The sequence below is a fragment of the Winogradskyella sp. genome, from assembly GCF_028282165.1.
In the GTDB taxonomy this organism is placed as follows: domain Bacteria; phylum Bacteroidota; class Bacteroidia; order Flavobacteriales; family Flavobacteriaceae; genus Winogradskyella.
In genome coordinates this window covers 149,243-173,656 of sequence record NZ_JANQIM010000024.1, presented here as the reverse complement: position 1 = coordinate 173,656, position 24,414 = coordinate 149,243, and the positions used below count along the sequence as shown (strand labels likewise).

Annotated in this window: 22 protein-coding genes and 1 tRNA gene; 11 read left to right on the top strand and 12 right to left on the bottom strand. The window is 35.9% G+C overall.

The window, feature by feature from the left end:
- The first annotated feature begins 12 nt into the window (after positions 1–12).
- The gene (locus Q0972_RS09885) at positions 13–621 is read left to right on the top strand and encodes a hypothetical protein (protein WP_299365370.1); all 609 of its coding nucleotides are present in this window, start codon (positions 13–15) and stop codon (positions 619–621) included.
- Here the strand turns inward: Q0972_RS09885 and Q0972_RS09880 are convergent.
- The 8 genes from Q0972_RS09880 to Q0972_RS09845 all read right to left on the bottom strand — a co-directional run bounded on the left by Q0972_RS09880 (position 616) and on the right by Q0972_RS09845 (position 5,810).
- Positions 616–1,314: a porin family protein gene (locus Q0972_RS09880; protein WP_299365368.1), complete on the bottom strand. Its 699-nt coding sequence runs from the start codon at positions 1,312–1,314 to the stop codon at positions 616–618. The two genes, Q0972_RS09885 and Q0972_RS09880, sit on opposite strands and share 6 nt — an antisense overlap.
- A 91-nt stretch (positions 1,315–1,405) precedes the next feature.
- Positions 1,406–1,867 (bottom strand): biopolymer transporter ExbD, encoded by a 462-nt coding sequence (locus Q0972_RS09875; protein ID WP_299365366.1) that lies wholly within the window; start codon positions 1,865–1,867, stop codon positions 1,406–1,408.
- A gap of 12 nt (positions 1,868–1,879) precedes the next feature.
- The gene (locus tag Q0972_RS09870) at positions 1,880–2,515 is read right to left on the bottom strand and encodes a biopolymer transporter ExbD (RefSeq protein ID WP_299365364.1); all 636 of its coding nucleotides are present in this window, start codon (positions 2,513–2,515) and stop codon (positions 1,880–1,882) included.
- A 7-nt stretch (positions 2,516–2,522) separates the two neighbouring features.
- On the bottom strand, positions 2,523–2,987 hold the full coding sequence (locus tag Q0972_RS09865) for a hypothetical protein (RefSeq protein WP_299365362.1): 465 nt from the start codon (positions 2,985–2,987) through the stop codon (positions 2,523–2,525).
- An 18-nt stretch (positions 2,988–3,005) separates the two neighbouring features.
- Positions 3,006–3,776, bottom strand: coding sequence for a MotA/TolQ/ExbB proton channel family protein (locus Q0972_RS09860; protein WP_299365360.1), 771 nt, complete (start codon positions 3,774–3,776; stop codon positions 3,006–3,008).
- Positions 3,777–3,851: 75 nt separating this feature from the next.
- A tRNA-Ser gene (locus Q0972_RS09855) sits at positions 3,852–3,939 on the bottom strand.
- A 74-nt stretch (positions 3,940–4,013) separates the two neighbouring features.
- Positions 4,014–5,039, bottom strand: coding sequence for an asparaginase (locus Q0972_RS09850; RefSeq protein WP_299365358.1), 1,026 nt, complete (start codon positions 5,037–5,039; stop codon positions 4,014–4,016).
- Positions 5,040–5,042: 3 nt separating this feature from the next.
- Positions 5,043–5,810: a TatD family hydrolase gene (locus Q0972_RS09845; RefSeq protein ID WP_299365356.1), complete on the bottom strand. Its 768-nt coding sequence runs from the start codon at positions 5,808–5,810 to the stop codon at positions 5,043–5,045.
- Between the two features lie 48 nt (positions 5,811–5,858).
- Here Q0972_RS09845 and Q0972_RS09840 point away from each other — a divergent pair, with 48 nt between their 5' ends.
- Entirely contained in the window at positions 5,859–6,326 is a 468-nt protein-coding gene (locus Q0972_RS09840) for a TIGR02281 family clan AA aspartic protease (RefSeq protein WP_299365354.1), read from the top strand.
- 33 nt (positions 6,327–6,359) lie between these two features.
- Positions 6,360–6,983, top strand: a complete 624-nt coding sequence (locus tag Q0972_RS09835) for a response regulator transcription factor (protein ID WP_299365352.1) — start codon at positions 6,360–6,362, stop codon at positions 6,981–6,983.
- A 498-nt stretch (positions 6,984–7,481) separates the two neighbouring features.
- Here Q0972_RS09835 and odhB read toward each other — a convergent pair whose 3' ends face one another.
- Complete coding sequence (gene odhB, locus Q0972_RS09830) at positions 7,482–8,696, bottom strand: 2-oxoglutarate dehydrogenase complex dihydrolipoyllysine-residue succinyltransferase (RefSeq protein ID WP_299365350.1); 1,215 nt, start codon at positions 8,694–8,696, stop codon at positions 7,482–7,484.
- Positions 8,697–8,726: 30 nt separating this feature from the next.
- Positions 8,727–11,495, bottom strand: a complete 2,769-nt coding sequence (locus tag Q0972_RS09825) for a 2-oxoglutarate dehydrogenase E1 component (RefSeq protein ID WP_299365346.1) — start codon at positions 11,493–11,495, stop codon at positions 8,727–8,729.
- Between the two features lie 113 nt (positions 11,496–11,608).
- On the opposite strand from Q0972_RS09825, the gene Q0972_RS09820 reads away from it, so the two are divergent.
- Positions 11,609–12,154 (top strand): alpha-ketoglutarate decarboxylase, encoded by a 546-nt coding sequence (locus tag Q0972_RS09820; protein WP_299365344.1) that lies wholly within the window; start codon positions 11,609–11,611, stop codon positions 12,152–12,154.
- Here the strand turns inward: Q0972_RS09820 and Q0972_RS09815 are convergent.
- A complete protein-coding gene (locus Q0972_RS09815; protein ID WP_299365342.1) occupies positions 12,151–12,501 on the bottom strand; it encodes a hypothetical protein in 351 nt (116 codons plus the stop codon). The two genes, Q0972_RS09820 and Q0972_RS09815, sit on opposite strands and share 4 nt — an antisense overlap.
- The gene (locus Q0972_RS09810; RefSeq protein WP_299365340.1) at positions 12,501–13,475 is read right to left on the bottom strand and encodes a polyprenyl synthetase family protein; all 975 of its coding nucleotides are present in this window, start codon (positions 13,473–13,475) and stop codon (positions 12,501–12,503) included. The genes Q0972_RS09815 and Q0972_RS09810 overlap by 1 nt, the downstream gene beginning before the upstream one ends.
- Before the next feature lie 119 nt (positions 13,476–13,594).
- Between Q0972_RS09810 and Q0972_RS09805 the strand changes: the two genes are divergently transcribed.
- From Q0972_RS09805 to Q0972_RS09775, 7 genes are all read left to right on the top strand, one after another.
- Positions 13,595–14,200: a TetR/AcrR family transcriptional regulator gene (locus Q0972_RS09805; RefSeq protein WP_299365338.1), complete on the top strand. Its 606-nt coding sequence runs from the start codon at positions 13,595–13,597 to the stop codon at positions 14,198–14,200.
- A gap of 6 nt (positions 14,201–14,206) precedes the next feature.
- Entirely contained in the window at positions 14,207–15,550 is a 1,344-nt protein-coding gene (locus Q0972_RS09800) for a TolC family protein (RefSeq protein ID WP_299365336.1), read from the top strand.
- Between the two features lie 23 nt (positions 15,551–15,573).
- Positions 15,574–16,737 (top strand): efflux RND transporter periplasmic adaptor subunit, encoded by a 1,164-nt coding sequence (locus tag Q0972_RS09795; protein ID WP_299365334.1) that lies wholly within the window; start codon positions 15,574–15,576, stop codon positions 16,735–16,737.
- A gap of 84 nt (positions 16,738–16,821) precedes the next feature.
- Entirely contained in the window at positions 16,822–20,358 is a 3,537-nt protein-coding gene (locus tag Q0972_RS09790; RefSeq protein ID WP_299365332.1) for an efflux RND transporter permease subunit, read from the top strand.
- Between the two features lie 97 nt (positions 20,359–20,455).
- Positions 20,456–22,210: an aspartate--tRNA ligase gene (gene aspS / locus Q0972_RS09785; protein ID WP_299365330.1), complete on the top strand. Its 1,755-nt coding sequence runs from the start codon at positions 20,456–20,458 to the stop codon at positions 22,208–22,210.
- A gap of 46 nt (positions 22,211–22,256) precedes the next feature.
- Positions 22,257–24,038, top strand: a complete 1,782-nt coding sequence (locus tag Q0972_RS09780; protein WP_299365328.1) for a chloride channel protein — start codon at positions 22,257–22,259, stop codon at positions 24,036–24,038.
- A 50-nt stretch (positions 24,039–24,088) separates the two neighbouring features.
- On the top strand, positions 24,089–24,334 hold the full coding sequence (locus tag Q0972_RS09775) for a hypothetical protein (protein ID WP_299365326.1): 246 nt from the start codon (positions 24,089–24,091) through the stop codon (positions 24,332–24,334).
- Positions 24,335–24,414: the final 80 nt, after the last annotated feature.

Sequence of the window (24,414 nt, the reverse complement as noted above, 5' to 3'; positions counted from 1 at the left end):
AAAACTGAACGGATGAAAGATTTTATTCTAAAAAGCATATCCTTTGTTTTTCATCCATTGATTATGCCTTTACTAGGGGTTATGTTTTACTTTCATAAGACCCCTCGTTTTATACCAGAGCCAGTTAAAAGCGCTAAAATTTTCTCTATCATTATTTTAACGATCATACTTCCAATACTACTTTTCTTTTTACTTAAAACCTTAAACAAGGTTAACACCATTTACTTAAAAAGCACCAAAGAACGTTTAATCCCGCTAGCTATTAATTGTATAATAATAACACTAATTCTCATAAGAGTTTTAACGCCTAATGAGATAATAGAGCTCTATTATTTCTTTGTTGGTATTTTGTGCTCTACTTTAGCTTGTTTTATAATGGCTATTTTTAAAGTAAAAGCAAGCATCCATATGATAGCCGCTTCTGGCTTCTTTATGTTTGCTGTTGCAATTGGTATACATTTTAAGATAAATATTAATGGCACAATTGCTCTAATGATGGTTATTTTGGGAGCAATTGCAACATCTCGCTTACATTTAAGGGCGCATACCAACCAAGAGTTGATTATTGGTGTATTTACCGGACTCTTTCCACAATTAGTATTAATGAATTATTGGTTATAGTATATAGAACATTAAACCAATTTTAAAAAATCTCATATCTATAGGTTGACCGTCCAGTCTTACCGAATTATCAAATATTGGATTAAGACCATAATAGGCATGGAAATTCCAGGTTCCGTATCCTGCGCTTAGTGTTAGACCATATTGAAGCCTATTGAACTCATCGATATTAGATAATTTTACATCACCACTATCGCTTATAAACTTTGTAGAATTATAAAAAAGATACCCTATCTTAAATCCTGGATATAGTCTTAAAAAATTATAGTTTGTAGCATTAGATCTTCTCCATCTAAACTCAAAAGGTACTTCTAACAAATAAGTAGTAAACTTATTCTTAGAGACATTAACTTCACTTTCGTCTATGACGTTAAATGTGATCTCGTTATTGGTTTCTAAGATAGCTATATTTTGATTATATGAGTTTGAAGACAACCCTAATCCAATACCAATAGCTACATTTCTTTTTTCATTAATTGGCATATCTCTAATAAAACCGAAATGAAATCCTGTAGAGAAGCCACTTTGATTGACATCATTAGGTTTTGCACCTAGAAGATTATAAGTAACCGAAATATAAAATTGATCTTCTCGATAGTTCTTGTATAGTTCTGATTTATCCGAATTGTCATCATCCTGTGAAAAACCAAAACAGCTAATCAAAAATATAAAAACCAAGTGTGCATTCTTCATAGAGATAAATCTACAAAATCTTTTAAACGACATAAAATAAAAACGTCCTGAAGTAATCAGGACGTTTCTTGTATAAAATTAAGACTATTGTTTATTCTGCTCTAGCATTAGCAATATACATTACCTTTAATGTGTTTGCCTTTCTAAGTTCTTGTTTAATATCCGATACTAAACCTGCATGTGTGTTTTTGTCTATTTTAAGACCCACTACAAATTTAGGTTGTAATTCTTCAACTAATTCTGCTTGAGCTGCTAATACGCTTGATTGCACTTCCTCAACACTAATGATTGCATCGTTAAATTGGATAACTGGCTCTGTTCCTAATTGAGAAAATGAACTACTGGGTTTACCAGCATAAATAAATGCTGTTCTGTCCTTCTTCAATTTTTCTACCTGATCTGCACTTGGTAGCACATTCTCAATCATTAAACTACTATCGCGCATTACTGTTGCTACCATGAAAAAGAAAAGCAACATAAATACAATATCTGGTAAGGATGCCGTTGAAATCGCCGGCAAATCTCCTGATTTTCCTTTTTTAAATTTTGACATATCTGTTACTTTTTAACTTTTATCTGGTTCTGCCTCTGATAACTTCATCGGGTATAACTTCTTGATAGCATCAATGCGACCATTTAAAATGGTATCCTTGCTAAACTGGTTCTTCTCTTTCTCAGCTAGCATGGCTTTATAAACATTCTCTGCATCTGGATAAAATCTCCTATACAAACGCTCTGCTTCACGCTCTCTCAAGAAATTATAGGCTGCTACAAGTTCGTTCTGAACATCCATATATTGCTCATAGGATGTTTCTCTATCATGTTTCATAGAGATAATCGCCTTATCTGGATGGTCAGATGATGATGCGTCTCTTTTTCCTTTGCAGTAATCACAACTTTCACCTGCTGCATTGGTGCCTCCTCCATTATCAAGGAAATCTATTGCCGCCTGTCTCAAATCTTTTAATTCCATTTGCTCTTCTTCTACGAGCAATTGATTCCGACGGTTAATAAGCACCGTAAAAAGATTTTTCTGCTTAATTATAGGTGGCTCTACTTCAGAATCATCAATAGGCGGCAAACTTCTTAACAATCCCTTATCTTTTTCTATAGTTGTTGTTACTAAGAAGAAAATAAGTAATAAGAAGGCAATGTCAGCCATTGATCCTGCATTTACTTCTGGTGCTGCTCTTTTTGCCATACCTTAATTATTTGCTAATTGTTTTTTTAACTCCAGAGAAAATCATTGAGACTGCTGCAATGACGATCAAAATATAGAAAGCGATTAAACCGCCACCAACAACTTTTGATTCACTTTCAGTTGCCATAGTATCACCATACTTGTAAAGTCCTGCAGTAAAAGATTCGTCTGGCCCAACTGAAATCACATAAGAGATGATTAATACTGCCGCAAATGCTCCTACTCCTATTAACGTATTTTTTAAGCCTGAAGTATTTGTAAATAGATTTTTAACTACAAAAACCAACACAAATAATAAAACCAGTCCTAATATAATGTAAGCAACTATTGCCATTGGCTCAACGATGGCAGTATCACCTGCTAGAGCCGCTGCTTTAATTTCATCATCGCCTTCAGCTATGATCCTTCCTAAGAAAAAGATACCAGCTACGCTGAGAATTAAAGCTACTATTCTTAATATTTTATGTAACATAATTTAGTGTGGTCTTTGTTATTTTTTGTGTCTTACCAGTAAATCCATTAATGTGATCGACGCATCTTCCATATCGTTTACAATACTATCAATCTTAGCAATAATATAATTGTAGAAAATTTGAAGGATAATAGCCACAATAAGACCAAATACCGTAGTTAAAAGTGCTACTTTAATACCACCTGCTACCAATGATGGCTGCATGTCACCAGCGGCTTCAATTTTATCGAATGCTTGAATCATACCAATTACCGTTCCCATGAAACCAAGCATAGGCGCTAAGGCAATAAATAAGGAAATCCAAGATACGTTCTTTTCTAATTGTCCCATTTGAACTCCACCATAAGCTACTACAGCCTTTTCTGCCGCATCAATATCCTCATCTGCTCTGTCTAAACCTTGATAGAAAATAGAGGCAACTGGCCCTTTTGTATTTCTACACACTTCTTTAGCTGCTTCAATTCCTCCAGATGCTAGTGCATCTTCTACATTTTGGGTTAGTTTTTTAGTATTTGTAGTTGAAAGATTTAAGAAGATAATTCTCTCTATAGCAATCGCTAGACCAAGAATTAAACATAATAGTACAATACCCATAAAGCCTGGGCCACCTTCAATAAAACGCTTTTTTAATTCTTGATGGAAACTCAAATCTGCGTCTGAAGCGTCATCTTGAGTTACACTAGTTACTGTAGCTGTTGCAGTTGTAGACGCTAAAGTCGTTGCATTAACGTTAACAGTTCCGATAGCCATTAAACAGGTTATGGCGAGGATAGAAAATAATCTTTTCATTGTTCTTAATCTTAATTTTATTAGTTAAAGTGTTAAAGATAAAAAAAATAATGTAACCTTTTCCTAAAATCTAAGCAGAGAGGAAGGGATTCGAACCCTCGATACCCTTTTGGAGTATACACACTTTCCAGGCGTGCGCCTTCGACCACTCGGCCACCTCTCTGTAGGTTTTGATAAAAATTACGGTGTGCCAAATAACAAAAAAAACTTTAAACACTAAAATTTGTGTCGTTAATTTTAAGTCATTTCGCCTCTTAGTGATTTTTCAAAATAGAATTGGAATTCTTCAGAGCTAATATTATAACCCAAGAGGTACATTAATTTAGCTACTGCAGCTTCTGTTGTAATATCCTTACCAGATATAATACCTATATGCTCCAGCTGGGAACTTGTATCGTACTTTCCCATTATAACGCCACCACCTGAACATTGGGTAACATTAATAACATGCAAACCCCTATTGATAGCTTTCTCTAGCAAATCTATAAACCATTTTTCCGTTGTTGCATTTCCTGATCCATAGGTTTCAATAATTAGACCTCTTAAACCTTTTGTATTTAAGATGGCTTGCACTAGAGGCTCCGAAATGCCTGGAAATAATTTCAATACTCCAATATTTGTATCTAATTGGGTTCTTACAATAAGTTTTTCTTTATATTTTTCTTTTCGCAGAAGCTCATCATTAATTTTTAAATGAACACCCGATTCTGCCAATGTTGGATAATTTGGTGAATCAAAAGCTTCAAAATGCTCGGCATTAATCTTAGTGGTTCTGTTTCCCCGATAGAGTTTATATTCAAAATACAGGCACACTTCTCGAATTACAGGAATTCTATCGTTATGAAGGGACGCTAGTTGAATTGACGTAATTAGGTTTTCTTTGGCATCCGTTCGTAAATCACCGATGGGCAATTGAGATCCTGTAAATACGACTGGTTTTTCTAAGTTTTCTAACATAAAGCTCAAAACAGAAGCCGAATAACTCATGGTATCACTACCATGCAATACCACAAAACCATCAAATTTTTCGTAATTGGCTTCTATGATCTTTGCCATGGCTTCCCAATATATTGGATTCATATTTGAAGAGTCTATGGGTTCCTCGAAGGACACAGTCTCTATAACGCACTCTAACAATCTTATTTCCGGAATTCTTACTAATAAACTATCAAAATCAAAAGCTTTAAGAACGCCAGTATCTGCATCTTTTACCATTCCAATTGTACCACCTGTATATATAAGTAAAATATTGGGTTTTCTCATATATTAAATACCAAATACTTGTTTTGAATTTTCAGTTGTAATTTTTGCAATCTCTTGCTTGCTTATTCCGTAAAGTTCGGATAATTTTTCTAATACCTTATTAATGTATAGGCTTTCATTTCTTTTACCACGATATGGTTTAGGGGCCAGATAAGGTGCATCTGTTTCCAGGACAATATGTTTTAAATCTATTTGATTAATAAATTGATCTATTTTCCCATTCTTGAAGGTCACTACACCCCCAATTCCTAATCTCATATTATAGGATATGGCTTTGTGTGCATCTTCTAATGTCCCAGTAAAACAATGAAAAATACCGAATAAATCTTCTGATTTCTCTTGTTCTAAAACACTAAAAATTTCATCAAAAGCATCACGGCAATGAATAACAATCGGCAGCCTATATTGTTTTGCTAAACTTATTTGATGTCTAAAAGCTTCAATCTGAATATCTAAAGTACTTTTGTCCCAATACAAATCGATACCTATTTCACCAATGGCATAGAACTTTCGCTTTTGAAGCATATGCTCTACGTGTTTTAATTCTTCTTTAAAATTGGCTTTAACATGTGTAGGGTGCAATCCCATCATTAAAAAAATATGCTCAGGAAAATCCTTTTCAAGCTGTAGCATTGATTCCGTGTAGTGGGAGTCTATAGCTGGAATAAAAAAACGGGTGACGTTACCCTCTAGGGCTCTCTCGATCATCTCTCGTCTATCTTCATCAAAAGCCTCTATGTATAAATGCGTATGTGTATCTGTTATAACCATTTTTCAAAAATAATCGTTTAGAATATTATATTTGCACAAATTTTAAAAATGGAACCATTAAAAGATTTTCTTATTGATAAAGGCTACTCTAAGATAAAGCTCAAACTCACCAAAACCAATCATTTTGAAATTAGAGCTTCTATAAACGGTGTCAAAGGACGATTTATTTTAGATACTGGTGCCTCGAGTAGCTGTGTTGGTTTTGAGGCTATAAACCGTTTTAACCTTAAAGTAAAAGATTCTGAAATAAAAGCTGTTGGTGCTGGTGCTTCTAATATGTCCACACAGATTTCTAATTCAAATAACTTAAGAATTGGGACTTGGAAAAAAAATCGTGTCGCCCTAATTTTATTCAACCTTTCGCATGTTAACAACGGGCTTATAAACCATAATGCTGATCCTGTAGATGGTATTATTGGTGCTGATGTTCTAAAAAAAGGGAAGGCCATTATTGACTACGAAAAAAAATATCTTTACTTAAAACTAAAAGAAATTTCATTACCTAAAGATTCTTAGTATATTTAAATCCCTAGTTGAATTAATTGCATAATGAATCCAACCATCATAATTGCAGATGATCATCCTTTGGTTCTAAAAGGTCTTGAAGACTTTTTGTCTGAAAATGGATTTAATGTTTTAGCGAGTGCCAAAAATGGTAAAGAAGCACTCACATTGATAAAGGCTCATGTTCCACAAATCGCCATTTTAGATATAAAAATGCCTTTTTACACAGGTTTGCAAATCGCCGAGAAGTGCATACAAGCTAAAATTACAACCAAGATTATACTTATTACTTTCGAAAAAGACGAAAAAATATATAACGAAGCCAAGAAACTTGGAATTTACGGTTATGTACTAAAAGAATTTGCCTTAGACGAAATAGAAAATTGTATATCTTCAGTTGTTAAAAACAGACCTTATTTTAGCCCAGAGCTTTTGGCCTATATCGAAGTAGACGAAGCACCAAAAGGATTAGACACCTTAACCCAAGCTGAAACCAAAATTTTTAGGCTCATTGGCGCCAATAAAACAGCTACCGAAATAGCAAAAGAGCTCTTTATTTCGGTAAGAACAGTAGAAAAACATAAAAATAACATTAGACGCAAACTTGCATTAGACTCAAAATCAGCAAGTTTGTATTTCTTTGCCAAAGAAAATCTAAAATATCTCTAAAAATACGTAGTTCTACGTATAGTATGGCATTATTTTATTTATGACATTTACATTGTTATTAATTAAGGGTTAATAACGAGCTATTAATTAGTTCTTAGGGGATTATTAGAGCCTCGAACGTTGTTCGGGGCTCTTTACTTTTTTTGAAAAAAATTAAAAAAATACGTAGTTCTACGTATAGTGTCGCATTATAATTATTCGGAATTTTACAAAGCTATTAATCAACGCCTCAGATTAAATTTTTAAAAAGCTCTGGGCCGATCTTAGTTCAGAGCTTTTTTATAACATAGATTTATGCAGACAATGAAAAACAATACCGCAAAAAGGGATAGAATATTTATGATACTTTTAGTTGTAAGTTCTATTGTAGTAATCACAGCCAATGTAGCTGTTAATTTTTTTAGTTAATTTTAGTTAGTTGCTCTTTTCTTCAGTTAGGAGTAAAAAAAAGCGCAATTCCATTTAAGAATTGCGCTTTTTTAGTTATTCATTGATTTTTTACATCTCTAGAGCTTTTTTAGGATTGTTATCCATCAATAATTCTATCGGGTTCTCTAACGCCTCTTTTACAGCAACCAAGAAACCAACAGACTCTCTTCCGTCGATTATTCTGTGGTCATAAGATAAGGCTACAAACATTACTGGACGAATTTCTACCTTACCATCAATCGCCACAGGCCGTTCAACAATATTATGCATACCCAAAATACCACTTTGTGGAGGGTTAATTATAGGGGTTGATAACATACTACCAAAGACACCTCCATTTGAAATGGTAAATGTTCCCCCTGTCATTTCATCAACTGTAATTTGTCCATCTCTTGCTCTAATTGCCAAACGTTTAACTTCAGACTCGACGCCTCTAAAAGTCAAATTCTCTGCATTTCTTATAACCGGTACCATTAAGCCTTTTGGTCCTGAAACGGCAATACTAATATCAACAAAATCATAGGTAATCATCTCTTTACCATCTATCATTGAGTTGACAGCTGGATACATCTTTAAAGCTCTTACAACAGCTAGAGTAAAGAAACTCATAAAGCCAAGGCTTACGCCATGTTTAGCTTTAAAATCTTCTTTGTATTGCTTACGTAAATCGAAGATTGGCGACATATCAACCTCATTAAAAGTAGTTAACATCGCCGTTGTATTTTTAGCTTCAACCAACCGTTCTGCTACTTTACGACGCAACATTGACATCTTACTACGAGATGTCCCTCTATTGCCTCCTGTAGGGGTTCCCATCGATGGCACAGCATTAACAGCATCGTCTTTTGTTATTCTTCCATCTCTGCCAGTACCCGAAACCGAAGCAGCATCAATCCCCTTTTCATCTAATATTTTCTTTGCAGCTGGACTCGGTGTACCGGTAGCATAAGTTTTAGATTCAACAGGTGCAGCTTTCACTTCTTCTTTTTTAGGGGCTTCTTCTTTAGATTCCTCTTTCGCTAGTACCTCTGACCCCTCGGGTGCTTCAGCACTGGTATCAATTAAACATACTACTTCCCCAACGGCAACGGCATCGCCTTCTTCGGCCTTGAGTGTAATTGTACCACTTGCTTCAGCAGGTAATTCTAATGTTGCTTTATCGCTATCAACCTCAGCAATAGCTTGATCTTTCTCAACATAGTCCCCATCTGAAACTAACCATTCAGCTATTTCCACTTCTGTAATAGACTCGCCTGGCGAAGGCACTTTCATTTCTAAAATCATACCTATATTATTAACTTTTAAGGAGTTGAATTATTCTTTATATCGTGTTTGGTTATTCTTGCTTTTATCAAAAACGTAATCTATAACTTCTTGATGTCTTATTTTTGAACGTACAGAGCTTCCAGCCGCTGGTGCTCCATATGGTCTTCTACTAGCTGCTCTCCATTGCCTAGCTTCTTCTAAATGCATCAACATGTGCCCGTAAGCTCCCATGTTTCTTGGTTCTTCTTGCGCCCATACTACATCATCGGCATTTTCATATTTTTTCAAAGTAGCTCTGATGGCTTCAGCAGGTAATGGGAACAATTGTTCTACTCTAACTAAAGCAATATCGTCTCTTCCAAGCTTCTCTTGTTCTTCTAATAGATCATAATAGAATTTACCTGTAACAAATACTAGGGTTTTTACTTTAGCAGCATCAACCATTTCGTCGTCTATCAACATTTGGAAACTTCCATTGGCAAATTCATCTACGGTTGAGATCACCTTAGGATGACGCAACAGACTTTTTGGTGTAAATACGATTAGTGGTTTTCTGTAATTGGCTTTCATTTGTCGACGTAACAAATGAAACATATTAGCAGGCGTGGTACAATCAGCCACAAACATATTGTCCTTAGCACATAATTGCAGATAACGCTCCATACGACCCGAAGAATGCTCCGCGCCTTGACCTTCGTAACCATGAGGTAACAATAGCACTAATCCGTTAGACATTTTCCATTTATCTTCGCCAGAAGATATGTATTGGTCTATCATAATTTGGGCGCCATTACTAAAATCTCCAAATTGTGCTTCCCAAATAGTTAAGGTATTTGGACTAGCCATGGCATAACCATAGTCAAACCCAACGACTCCATATTCTGATAATAGAGAATTATAAATACTGAATTGCCCTTGACTTTCTGAGATATGGTTTAATAAAACGATTTCTTCTTCACTATCCTCAACTTTAACCACAGCATGGCGGTGAGAAAATGTACCGCGCTCTACATCTTGGCCTGATATTCTAACATTAAAACCTTCTAACAATAACGAACCATAGGCCAAATGCTCTGCCATTGCCCAATCTAATCGATTCTCATCGAACATAGTCTGTCTAGACTCTACCAACCTTTGAATCTTGCGGAAAAACTTTTGGTCTTTAGGCAAATTAGAAATAACCTTAGCGACATCTTTAAGCACGTCTCTGGAAACCGTTGTATCTACAGATTCCATCATTTCAATCTCGGTAACGCGCTGAAGTCCTTTCCATTCTTCTTGCATAAATGGTGTAATCTCGGTCTTGTCTTCTTTACGTGAGTCTTCTAACTTTTCTTCGAGCTTCTCTTTGTATTTGGCCTCAATGTGTTTTACATAGCCTTCATCTATAGTGCCTTCATCTAATAAACGCTTTGCATAAAGATCCCGAGGGTTTTTATGCTTGGCAATTGCCTTATACAATAATGGTTGTGTAAATTTTGGTTCATCACCTTCATTGTGCCCATACTTTCTGTATCCTAATAAGTCTATAAACACATCACGCTTAAACTTCATTCTAAAATGTAAAGCAAAAAGTGCGGCATGGACTACTGCTTCTGCATCATCTGCATTAACATGTAAAACTGGCGACAATGTTACTTTAGCTACATCCGTACAGTATGTACTAGAACGACCATCTAGGTAATTGGTGGTAAACCCAATTTGGTTATTGACGACAATATGAATGGTTCCATTGGTTCTGTAACCATCTAATTTGGCCATCTGTACTACTTCGTAGACGATGCCCTGCCCAGCGATTGCAGCATCGCCATGAACTACAATTGGCAGTACCTGGGAAGCATCTGAAATCTCATTCTTATCTTGCTTTGCTCTGGCAATCCCTTGCACAACGGCACCAACCGTTTCTAAATGTGATGGGTTTGGTGCGATATTTAAATTGATTTTTTTATTGTTGTAGGTTTCGCGATTACTCGTCCAGCCTAAGTGGTATTTTACATCACCATCGAAAACTTTCTGCTCATAATCCTTACCATCAAATTCACTGAAAATATCTTTGGCCGATTTCCCAAAAATATTAGTTAAGGTACTTAAACGCCCACGGTGTGCCATTCCCATAACAAACTCTTTAACACCTTCGTCAGCAGCACGTTCTATAATGGCATCTACAGCAGGTATTAGAGATTCATTACCTTCTAATGAAAAGCGTTTTTGACCCACATATTTAGTATGGAGAAATGACTCAAAAGCAACAGCTTCATTCAATTTTTTTAGAATATACTTTTTCTCATCAACTGTGAACTGTGGATGATTGTCATTGATGTTAAGCTTATCCTGAATCCATTGAATTTCTTCTGGCTTTCTGATGAACATGTATTCAACACCTATTGAGTCACAATAAATACGTTCTAAATGATCGATGATGACTTGTAAAGTATTGGCACCTATGCCTATAATTTCTCCTGCGGAAAAAACAGTATTTAAATCACTTTTTGACAGGCCAAAATTTTCAATCTCTAAGGTAGGCGCATATTTTCGTCTTGCTCTTACCGGATTGGTTTTGGTAAATAAATGCCCTCTGCTTCTATAACCATCGATTAGTTTTACAACCTGAAATTCTTTTTGGACATGTTCTGGTATCTGGGTAGAAACACCTTCTACTATTTCACCATCCATTCCATAGTTTTCAGACCCAAAATCGTACCCTTGAAAAAAGGCACGCCAACTTGGTTCTATAGCATCAGGATTTTGTAGGTATTGGTCGTATAAATCAGCAAAATATGCCGTATGTGCTGCGTTGAGAAAGGAATATTTATCCATTATTTTTACGAGACATTGTCGTTTCAACAAAATTTCTTCAAAAATACAACATTTACCAAAAATAACGGTTGTTTTATTATATTTATAACAATTAGAAAATATCCCATCTAACCATGCTTACATTCAATTTTAGATTACTTAAAAAAGGTATTATTTGCGTTGCTCTTTTATTGACTTTTAATGACGCTGCTTTAGCACAAAATTACAATGACAACAGTAATAGTTTCTGGAACAATGTTCAGTTTGGAGGTGGCTTAGGTCTTAATTTTGGAGATGGTTTTTTTAGCGGTGCTATAGCCCCGAATGCCCTATACAATATTAATCCGTACGTTGCTGCAGGTTTAGGTTTAAACTTCCAGTACAGTTCCCAACGCGATGTTTTTGAATCTACTGTTGTTGGCGGAAGCATTATTGGTTTGGTTAATCCTTACCCAGAATTGCAGCTCTCAACCGAATTTGAACAGCTTTATGTCGATAGGGATTTTGACGAGCAATTTGTAAGTAATGTAGACGACAACTATTGGTACCCTGCATTGTTTCTAGGTGCTGGATACCGAAGCGGTAATGTTACTTTTGGCATACGATACGACATTCTTTACGATGAGGACAGAAGTATACAAAATCAGGCTTGGATGCCTTTTATAAGGTTTTGGTTCTAAGAAAATTTGGTTTTATACCAAACCTTTTGCCATTCGCGCTGAAGAATTAAAAACGTAACGTCTTCGGAAAGCTTAACCATATCTTCACCATCCAAAGCACGAATCTTAATTTCGGCAACGTCAACTTGGTAAAGTAGGTTTAGGTAATCTGAAAATTTATTTTGAATAAGATTGTAAACCGTTTCTTGTAGTACCAATTTTAAGCTCGACGGTAGTGTTTCTTTATCAAATTCTAAATCTATATTGGCATAGAGTAGATCCTTATTCAATTGGGCGATAAGTTTTTGATAAAGATTTAATGCTGTGGCTTCAACAATTAAATCGTCAAAAGTACTTGGCAATCCCATTAGACACGCCTATTCATTAACTGTTCTCCAAATGACCTCAACAATTGCTTTTTATCATTTGAAATATTAAGACTTTCAAGAATATTGAATGCTCTTTCTGTATAGTCTTTTACTGCATTTTGAGTAGCTTGTGAAGCTCCAGAATTATTGAATAGGGTTTTTACTTCTTTAATCTTTTCACTATCAGAAATTGAGCTATTCGACATTAAGGTGATCAAAGCTGAGGCATCGTCTTGACTGCCTAATTCCAAAGTCTTAAGATATAAATAGGTTTTTTTGTTCTCTAAAATATCACCCCCAACTTGTTTTCCAAAGGTTTCTGGGTTACCATAAGCATCAAGATAATCATCCTGTAATTGAAACGCAATGCCTAAGTAACGCCCAAAATCGTAGATTAAATCTTGATCTTCCGACGAAGCCTTTGCTATTATTGCTCCCATTTTCATTGCTGAGCCCACCAAAACAGCAGTTTTATACTCAATCATCTTCAAGTATTCAGGAATGGTAACATCATCTCTAGTCTCAAAATCAATATCGTATTGCTGCCCTTCGCAAACTTCTAAAGCAGTTTTGCTAAAGAGCATAGCCAAAGATTGAAACATTTTAGGCTCATAACCCTCAAACAATTGATAAGCTAAAATCAACATAGCATCTCCCGAAAGAATCCCTGTATTTAAATTCCACTTTTCATGTACGGTTGCCTTTCCTCTTCGTAAAGGCGCATCGTCCATAATATCGTCATGGATTAAAGAGAAATTATGAAATACTTCGATAGAAAGTGCAGCATTCATAGCTGATTTGGCTTCACCACCAAAAATTTCAACAGCCATCAAAGTTAAAACCGGACGCAAACGTTTACCACCAAGCTTAAGGATGTAATTTACAGGTTCGTAAAGGTTCTTTGGTTCTTTTTCAACTGCAAAATCTTCTAAATAGGTCGTAAAAGACTTTTGATAGGTTTCAATTTTTTGCATAAGGCAAAAATAAGGTATTCAGCATATTTGAAACTAATGTTAACAATGTTAAATAATTATTAAAACTTTGGAAACTTTAATTGTTTTTAAAGTTTCCCAATGTATTTTTGTCGCCGCAAATGAGAACTCAAATTATAGATAAAGCAACTGATCTGTTCTTAAATCTTGGATTTAAAAGCGTTACTATGGATGATATTGCCCATGCTATGGGTATTTCAAAAAAAACCATCTATGTACATTTCAAGAACAAATCAGAACTGGTAGATGCGACGACAATGAATTTGTTTGACGTTATTTCTGATGCCGTTTTTAACATATGTGATTTACAAAAAAATCCGATAGAGGAAATTTACGACATTAAGCGTTTAGTTATGGATCACCTGAAAAATGAAAAAACCTCGCCACAATACCAGCTTCAAAAATACTATCCAACCACTTTTGAGACCCTTAGGCAAAAAGAATTTGACATGATGCAAACCTGTGTTACAGATAATCTTAATCGCGGTGTCAATCTAGGTATGTACAGAAAGGATATCGATGTGGATTTTATATCTCGTTTATATTTTTCGAGCTTGTTGGCCATTAGGGATAATGATTTATTCCCGTTAAAAGACAGCTCTTTGAACAGCCTTCTAGAACATTTTTATGAATACCATCTACGCGGTATTTGTACCGAAAAAGGACTTGACGTCTTATTTCAGTTTATCAATAAAAATCAATCATAAAACATAATGAAACAGTTTTTAACATATACGTTTTTAGTGTGTTTAAGTTTTGGCGTTGCCCAAGACATACCAAGTAGTTTCTCGTTACAGGAAGCTATTGACTTCGCGTTAGAAAATAACAGAATTGCAAAAAATGCAGCTCGAGATATTGAGGCCGCTGAACAACAGAAGTGGGAAACCACAGCAACTGGGCTACCACAAATCAACGCCAATGTTAACTATCAGAATTTTTTAGAACTTCAGCAACAGGGTATCCCGGCTACATTTATAAACCCTGATAATTCGCCTAACGACCTTGTCCCAGCAGCTTTTGGTGCAGAGAACACTGCCATTGCCTCTGCTACACTGGAGCAGTTGTTATTCGATGGGTCCTATCTCGTAGGTTTACAATCGGCAAAAGTATTTTTAGAAATTTCTGAAAATGCAAAGGTTAAAACGGATTTAGATATACGAAAAAACGTTATTAATGCCTATGGCAATGTGTTATTAGCAGAAGAAAGCGTCCTTATTTTGGAAGATAATATCGAAGTCCTTCAGAAAAACCTTAATGAAACCACCAAAATCTACGAAAACGGTCTTGAAGAATTAGAAAGTGTAGAACAGTTACAGATTACGCTATCTGGATTGCAGAGCAATCTTAATAATTCAGAACGCTTAAGGGATATTGCCTATCAAATGTTTAATATTACCCTAGGTATAGACTTTGACGCAACAACTAAACTAACAGACTCATTAGAAGATTTGGCCTTACAAAATGATGAGTTAAATCTGTTAAACAGTGAATTTGAAGCCAAACAAACTGTCGATTACAAAATTGCAGAAAATGACGTAAGGTCTAATGAACTATTAGTCAAACTAGAAAAATCTAAAGCACTACCTCGACTGAGTGCCTCGCTAACTGGTGGGTTCAACACCTTTAGTAATGATTTTACGTTATTTAACACTAATAATCAATGGTTTGATTATGCTGTAGTTGGTTTTAATCTCGACATTCCAATTTTTAGTTCTTTAGGTAGAAATGCCGCCACGCAACGGGCTGAAATAAATCTTGAAAAATCTAAGGACAATCTTACCGAAACCGAGCAAATGCTCAACCTGCAAATAGATTCTGCAAAAAGCAATTATCGTTTTGCTACAGAAGATTACTATATAAAAAAGGACAATTTAGAGCTTGCCGAGCGTATTGAAAAGAAAAATGAAACCAAGTTTTTTGAGGGTATAGGATCAAGCTTCGATCTTAGACAAGCACAAACACAATTGTATACTGCTCAGCAAGAATTATTGCAAGCAATGCTAGATGTCATTACAACTAAAGCCGAGTTAGAAACTATTACCAATAAAATAGATTAAAGACAACTTATAAACTCATAAAAATGAAACATATCACAACCTTGATACTAACCGCTCTTATTTTGGTATCCTGCGGGAACCAAAACCCAAAAAGCGTAGATGATGTTATAGCTTCAAAAGACTTAACACAAATACGAGAAAAGAAAGCTGCTTTAGATGAGCAATACAATGCTCTAGGCGAGCAAATAAAACAACTTACCGAAAGTATAAAGGAACTAGACCCTCAAGAAAAAATTCCTTTAATTACTACATTTACTGTGAAAGACACCGTGTTTAACCACTATGTAGAACTACAGGGCAATGTAACTACAAAAGAAAACATTGTTATTTATCCGGAATTTAACGGAGTATTACAACAAGTTTTAGTAAAAGAAGGGCAAAAAGTCCGTAAAGGTGAAGCCTTAGCAAAAATTGATGATGGCGGTTTAAGTCAACAAGTAGCACAACTAGAAATCCAAACAGACTTAGCCAAAACCACCTATGACCGTCAAAAACGTCTTTGGGACCAAAAAATAGGTAGTGAAATTCAATTTTTACAAGCTAAAACCAACTACGAGGCACAACAAAAGGCAGTAAACCAAATTAAAGAACAAATAGGAAAAACAATAGTTAGAGCACCATTTTCCGGCACAATCGACGATGTATTAACAGATCAAGGTACGGTAGTAGCTCCAGGACAATCTCAACTGTTTAGGTTAGTGAGCTTAAAAAACATGTATGTTGAAACCGATGTTCCAGAACGCTACGTAGCTAATATTACGCCTGGAAAAAGTGTAGAACTCTCATTTCCAATTTTAGGAAAAACCATGCAAGCCAAAGTACGTCAAACAGGAGACTTTATTAACCCAGCAAATAGAACATTTAAAGTTGAAGTTACCGTACCTGAAAAGGATAAAACCATTAAACCAAACCTTACGGCCAAGTTAAAAATAAACGATTATACAAACCCGAAGGCGATTTTAATTCCGCAGAGTATCATATCAGAAAATGCCCAAGGCGACCAGTACGTATATACTGTAATAGAAAAAGCCGAAAATACTGCTACTGCAAAGCGTACTCTAATTACAACAGGAAAAACACAAGGCGATAAAATTGAAGTCTTATCAGGCCTAGAAAACGAAGCAGAACTTATAGATAAAGGTGCGCGAAGCGTCAGAGACAATCAAACCGTAAAAATCTTGAATTAAGTTTATATACTAAAGGTTTAGAAGGTATTGGGTAGAAAAAAAATAAAACAGGATTTATAGCTAAAACTTATAAACGCACAAATAATGGCTAAAGGAAAAAAGAAAAGCACAAAAAAAGTTGATAAAGAGTTTCCACTGTCATCGTGGGCAATCAACAATAAGACCACAATGTACGTACTCATTGTGCTGATATTGATTTTAGGAGCTTCAGCATATTTTGGTATGGCACGTGAAAATTTCCCTGAAATTAAGGAAACCAAAATTTATATAAGTTCGGTATATCCTGGAAATACTGCTGAGGATATAGAAAAACTCATCACAGACCCCATAGAAGACAGAATAAAAACCGTTAGCAACGTCATTGAGATTACCTCAACTTCACAAGAAGATTATTCTATAATTATAGTTGAATTTGACGAAAATATTACGGTTGATGCTGCAAAGCAAAAGATAAAAGATGAAGTAGATGTCGAAACGTCTAGTGAAGATTGGCCAACATTCAATGGTGCTAAAGTAGAACCCAATATTTTTGATTTAAGTCTTTCAGAAGAAATACCAATACTCAACATTAATATTTCTGGGGATTACCCTGTAGACAAACTAAAAGAGTACGGTGAATATCTTGAAGATGAAATCGAAAGCCTCGACGAAATCAAACAGGTAGACATCCGAGGTGCACAAGAAAAAGAAGTAGAAGTTGCAGTAGACATCTATAAAATGATGGCAGCAAAAGTAAGCTTTGACGATGTTATAAATACCATACAAAATGAAAACGTAACTATGTCTGCAGGTAACCTTATTACCAGTGGTCAAAGACGTACGATTAGAATTTTAGGCGAAATAGAAGACCCTAAGGAGCTCAACGATTTTGTCGTCAAATCTGAAAACAACAATCCCATTTATTTAAAGGATATTGCAAAAGTAACTTTTAAAGACGAAGATAAAACCACCTACGCGCGTGAATTTGGAGATGAGGTCGTTATGTTAGATGTTAAGAAGCGTTCTGGGAAAAACATGGTTGATGCTGCGGATAAAATTAGGGACATTGTTAAAAATGCTGAAGAAAACGTATTCCCAAAAGACTTAAGGCTTACCATTGCCAATGATCAATCCTCTAAAACTATTGGTCAAGTAGACGATTTAGTGAACAATATCATATTTGGTATTATCCTCGTCGTTACGGTGTTAATGTTCTTTTTAGGTTTTAAAAACGCTCTGTTTGTTGGGTTTGCCATACCCATGTCCATGTTTATGTCGCTCACTATTTTAAACCTGTTCGGATACACCATGAATACCATGATTTTGTTTGGTTTAATCATGGGCTTAGGAATGCTGGTAGATAATGGTATTGTAGTGGTAGAAAACGTTTATCGATTAATGAGTGAAGGCATGCCTCGGGTAGAAGCTGCTAAAAAGGGAATTGGAGAAATTGCGTTTCCAATCATTATTTCTACAGCAACAACAGTTGCTGCCTTTGTTCCCTTAGGATTATGGCCAGGCGTTATGGGGCAATTTATGATTTACTTTCCCGTCACCTTGTCTGTGGTGCTAGGCTCTTCACTCTTTGTAGCCATATTTTTTAATTCGGTACTTGTATCGCGTTACATGACCACGGAAGACAAAGAAATGCCTTTAAAAAATATAATTACCATAAGTCTTATCGTAGGTTCTATCGGGCTGCTTATTGCACTATTTGGAGGCGCTTATAGAGGCTTGGGTACACTTATGATTGTATCTGTCATACTTATATGGATATACAGACTCTTTTTGAGGTCTTGGTCTGTTGGATTTCAAGACAAAGTATTGCCTCGCTTTGAGCTTTTGTATGAAAAAACCTTGCGAACAGCTTTAAGCGGGAAAAAACCTGTGCTCATAGCGGTTGGTACTTTTATACTCCTAATCGTAGCTTTTATAGGATTTGGGGCATCTGTTGGTAGCCAACGTACCAAAGTGGAGTTTTTCCCAGACAATACACCTAATCAGATTATAGTATATATAGAATATCCCGAAGGTACTGATATCAAAGAAACAAACATCATTACCAAGCAAATAGAGCAACAGGTCTACGATATTATAAAAGACGAGGCTTATATTGACGGCAGTGGCTTTAATTTCTTAACCGAAAGTGCAGTATCGCAGGTTGGTGAAGGTGCAGGAAATCCCGAAACGGATGGCGGCTCTGAAGCAGAGTTACCACACAGAGGCAAAATTACTGCCACCATGCGCGAATACAAGTTCCGTGATGGTGCTGATAGTAATGTTTTACTCAAAAAAGTACAGGACGGGCTTAAAGGCATTTATCCAGGTGTTACTATTTCGGTCGAAAAAGATGCCGTTGGTCCTCCTGCTGGTTTCCCTATAAGTTTAGAATTGCGAGGTGATGATTATGCGGAGCTTATCTCAACTGCCGAACGCATGCGCGATTTTATTAATTCAAAAAATATTGAAGGTATTGACGAATTAAAAATCGATGTCAATAAATCTAAACCCGCTATGCTTGTGCAAGTTGACCGTGAAAAGGCTGGTGAACTGGGAGTAAGTGCTGGCCAAGTAGGGCAGCAATTGCGTAATTCTATATTTGGAGCAAAAGCAGGTATTTACAAAGAAAGTGGCGAAGATTATGATATCTACGTACGCTTTAATAAAAACGACCGATACAACACAAGTGCTCTTTTTAACCAAAAGATTACATTTAGGGATATGGCTTCTGGCCAAATCAAAGAAATTCCCGTTTCTGCGGTAGCCAAACAAAACAATTCTTCTGGGTTTAGTGCCATTAAGCACAAAAATACAAATAGAGTCGTACTACTATATTCGGCATTAGCTCAAGGTGGAAATGCGGCGTTAGCTGTTTCCAAAATTCAGAAGGAAATGGAAAATTTTGAAGGTATGCCTAATGGCATTAAAATCAATTATACTGGTGAGATTGAAGAGCAAAACAAACAGCAAGCGTTTTTAATGAGTGCTTTTTTTATAGGTTTGGGATTAATATTCTTTCTTTTGATTTTTCAGTTCAATTCCATTTCAAAGCCAGGAATTATTATGTTGGCTATTTTCTTAAGCTTAATTGGCGTTTTTGGAGGCATCGTAGCTACAGGCAGCCCATTTGTAATCATGATGACCATGATGGGCATTATATCTCTCGCCGGTATTGTTGTTAACAACGGTGTGGTGCTTCTGGACTATACCCAATTGCTCATAGATCGTAAAAAGATTGAATTAGACCTTAATGATGATGAAAATCTCCCCAATAAGGATTTGTTAGAGGCTATTATCAAAGGAGGCAAAGCGCGTTTACGACCTGTATTATTAACGGCAATCACCACCATTTTAGGCTTAATTCCACTAGCAACTGGTTTAAACATAAATTTCTTCACATTATTGTCAGATTTAGACCCAAACATTTATGTTGGTGGCGATAATGTTATTTTTTGGGGACCATTAGCATGGACCGTTATTTACGGACTATTCATCGCAACGTTTTTAACCCTAATTGTAGTGCCTATTTTGTTTTACCTCATCACACGATTCAAATTATGGATAAAGGGCTTATTTAGCAAGTCTCCTCAATCTGAACCAGTAGAAGTTGAAGACGATTTACAACTCGTACTAGATAAATAATAATTGAACAAATATTTAGTAAAGCCCCAACAATTGTTAGGGCTTTTTTATTTTTTTGTCTTTAAGTTAATTAAATTTGCAGGATCAATTTTTTCATATGTATAGAAGTCATAATTGTGGCGAATTAAGAGTCACTAGTAGCAATAGAGAAGTTACACTGGCAGGTTGGGTACAAGGTGTTAGGGATAAAGGGTTTATGATTTATGTAGATCTTAGAGATCGTTATGGCATAACCCAACTTTATTTTGATGAAGATCAGACTTCAAAGGACTTAATGGAGCAAGCTCAAAAATTAGGGCGTGAGTTTGTAATACAAGTTAAAGGAAAAGTTCAAGAACGTGCTTCAAAGAACCCAAATATTCCAACAGGAGATATTGAAGTTCTAGTATCGGAGTTGACAGTTTTAAATAATTCTTTAGTTCCTCCGTTTACTATTGAAGACAACACAGATGGGGGAGATGATTTACGCATGAAATATCGTTACTTGGATATTCGCCGTAACCCTGTAAAAGAAAGTTTGATCTTTAGGCATAAAGTGGCTCAAGCCGTCAGAAACTATTTATCTAATGAAGGATTCATTGAAGTCGAAACTCCTTATCTTATAAAATCCACACCTGAAGGTGCACGCGATTTTGTAGTGCCCTCGCGCATGAACGAAGGCCAGTTTTATGCCTTACCACAATCGCCACAAACCTTCAAGCAATTACTGATGGTAGGCGGTATGGATAAGTATTTCCAGATTGTAAAATGCTTTAGGGATGAAGACTTACGTGCCGATCGTCAGCCAGAGTTTACACAGATAGACTGTGAAATGGCCTTTGTAGAACAAGAAGATATCTTAAATACGTTTGAAGGCTTAACACGTCACCTTTTAAAGGAAATTAATGGTGTTGACGTTGACAAATTCCCAAGAATGCTTTACGATGATGCCATGCGTTTGTATGGCAATGACAAACCAGACATTAGATTTGGGATGGAATTCGGCGAACTAAATGAGGTTACCCAACATAAGGATTTTAAGGTGTTCAACTCTGCCGAATTGGTGGTTGGTATCGCTATTCCTGGAGGAAACAGTTATACCAGAAAAGAAATCGACAAGCTCATTGATTGGGTAAAACGACCGCAAATAGGCGCTTTGGGCATGGTCTATTGTCGATGTAATGATGATGGCACCTACAAGTCTTCAGTAGATAAATTCTACGACCAAGAGGATTTAGCAAAATGGGCAGAAGTTACTGGAGCCAAAGCCGGTGATTTAATCTGTGTGCTTTCTGGTGAGACCAATAAGGTTAGACCACAGCTAAGTGCCTTACGTATGGAATTAGCAGAGCGATTAGGCCTACGCAAATCAGACGAGTTTGCGCCACTTTGGGTTATGGATTTTCCATTATTGGAATGGGACGAAGATACTGAACGCTATCACGCTATGCACCATCCGTTTACCTCACCAAAACCTAGTCAATTAGAATTATTGGACACAAATCCTGGTGATGTTAAAGCTAATGCTTATGATTTGGTATTGAATGGAAATGAAATAGGAGGTGGTTCAATTCGTATCCACGATAAACCCACCCAAGCCATCATGTTAAAGCACTTAGGATTCTCGGAAGAAGAAGCAAGAGCACAGTTTGGGTTCTTAATGGATGCTTTTGAATACGGAGCACCACCACATGGAGGTATTGCCTTTGGGCTCGATAGATTGGTGGCTATATTAGGAGGCCAAGAAACCATTAGGGATTTTATCGCTTTCCCAAAAAATAATTCGGGACGAGATGTAATGATCGATGCACCAGCACCCATAGATGACGAACAACTTGAGGAACTCAATTTAAAATTGAATTTAAAATCCTAAGAATTGAATCCTGCAAAAAGCAGGATTTTTTTGTTAGATTTAAGCTATGCCAACTAAATCCAACTTATTTAAACGCTTGCATATTTGGAGATATAAGCACATCTCCGAAAAAAACTTCTTGTTTTTATTGAGTTTAATTATTGGACTGTTAGCAGGTTTGATTTCAGTTTTTATAAAAAACATCACTTTTGCCATTGAAGCTGTTTTTGAAAAAGGTGTTATTCTTTCAGAAAATAGCATCTATTTCATTCTTCCTATTGTTGGTCTCTTTTTGGTCTACTTATTTGTTAGGTACATTTCAAAACAACCAAGTAAACATGCCATTCCATCTATTCTATTTGCCTTATCGAAACGCGATGGAATCATTCATAAACGAAACATCTATTTACCGCTAATAACAGCACCGTTAACCGTAGGTTTTGGAGGTTCTGTAGGGCTGTTGGGACCAGCCATTGCTTCAGCATCTGCATTGAGTTCTAACGTAAGTCGTTTATTGCATATTGATCGTAAAACAAGAAGCTTACTTATAGCCTGTGCGGCTGCAGGTGCCATAGCATCCATTTTTAAATCTCCTATAGCTGCTATAATTTTTGCCATTGAAGTCTTTAGTTTGGATTTGACTTTTGCTTCTTTATTACCACTTTTAATAGCATCGGTTTCATCAGTAATTACCTCTTATTTCTTTTTGGGTGATAGTGTACTTTTCGATTTTAATGTTACAGATAAGTTTGCTATAAAAGACACATTATTCTACATCTTATTAGGTATTGGAACAGGAATCGCCTCTATTTATTTTTCGAAAATATATTTTGGAATAACTTCATTTTTCAATCGGTTTAAATCAGCACGGCAAAAGCTCATTATAGGCGGACTCGCCATCGGTGTTATGTTATTTTTCATTCCACCACTCTATGGTGAAGGGTTTGGTTTTATCAACAACTTAATGATAGGAAACGATATTGAAGCACTGGGAAATACACCTTTTGACCAACACTTGGATAATATCTGGATAGTTATTGGGTTGCTTTTTGGCATTACCATCTTTAAAGCTATTGCAATGACCACAACTTTTGTAGCTGGTGGAACTGGTGGAATTATCATTCCCTCATTGGTAATGGGCAGTGCCTTAGGCAATGTGGTCGCAAAAGTGATTAACAATTGCGGATTAGGCTTTTCGGTGTCCGAAGCTAATTTTACATTAATTGGTATGGCAGGTCTTATTGCTGGTGTGCTTCATGCACCGCTAACTGCAATTTTTTTGATCGCCGAAATTACAGGTGGCTATGAGCTATTTGTACCTTTAATGATTACGTCATCTATGTCGTTTATCATTAACAAAAATGGACTCGACCATACCATTTATACCAAAGAATTATTAGAAAAAGGTGCATTATTAACCCAAAATAAGGATAAAAGTGTACTGACACTTATGAAGCTCGACGCAGTTATTGAACAAGACTTCGTTACCCTAAATCCTGAGATGACTTTAGGAGACATGCTGAAAAAAGGTGTTTCAAAGTCGAATAGAAATTTGTTCCCTGTTATTGATGAAGAACAAAACTTTATGGGAATTATTCAGTTAGACAGTATTCGATCTGTAATGTTCGACCCAACGCTTTATGACTCCACTACTGTGGAAACCTTTATGCAAAAACCACCTGAAATCATTTATTATGAAACCGATTCTATGCAACTTGTGATGAATAAATTTCAATCCTCTAGTGCCTGGAACTTACCCGTTATCAAAGACAAGAAGTATTATGGATTTGTATCAAAATCAAAACTACTTACGGCTTATCGTCGCGAATTGATTAACTTTACATCTTAAATCGTTCAACAAATTTTAGGTTGAACGTAGTCGAAACCTATTGCTTTAATATGAAACCTATTCACATCATCACACTAATTGCTTTTATTGCTTCCCTAACAAGTATTGTTTGTGGTTTTATTTTAGAGGTTGACTACTCAAAAAAACTTATTGGTTTTGGCGTACTTGGACTTTTTTTGGTTGTATTTCCTTTATTTTCCTACTACAGATGGAAAGGAAAAGATGTAAAAGACTACATGCTAACAAAGGAAAACCTTGAAAAAATGAGAGAAAATCAAAAGCGTCACAAGTATTAAGAAATTGTAACTTTTTGAAATAAAGTGCCTTATTTCTGATTGGTGAAATAAATAACTGTACCTTTACACTTTAATTTTTA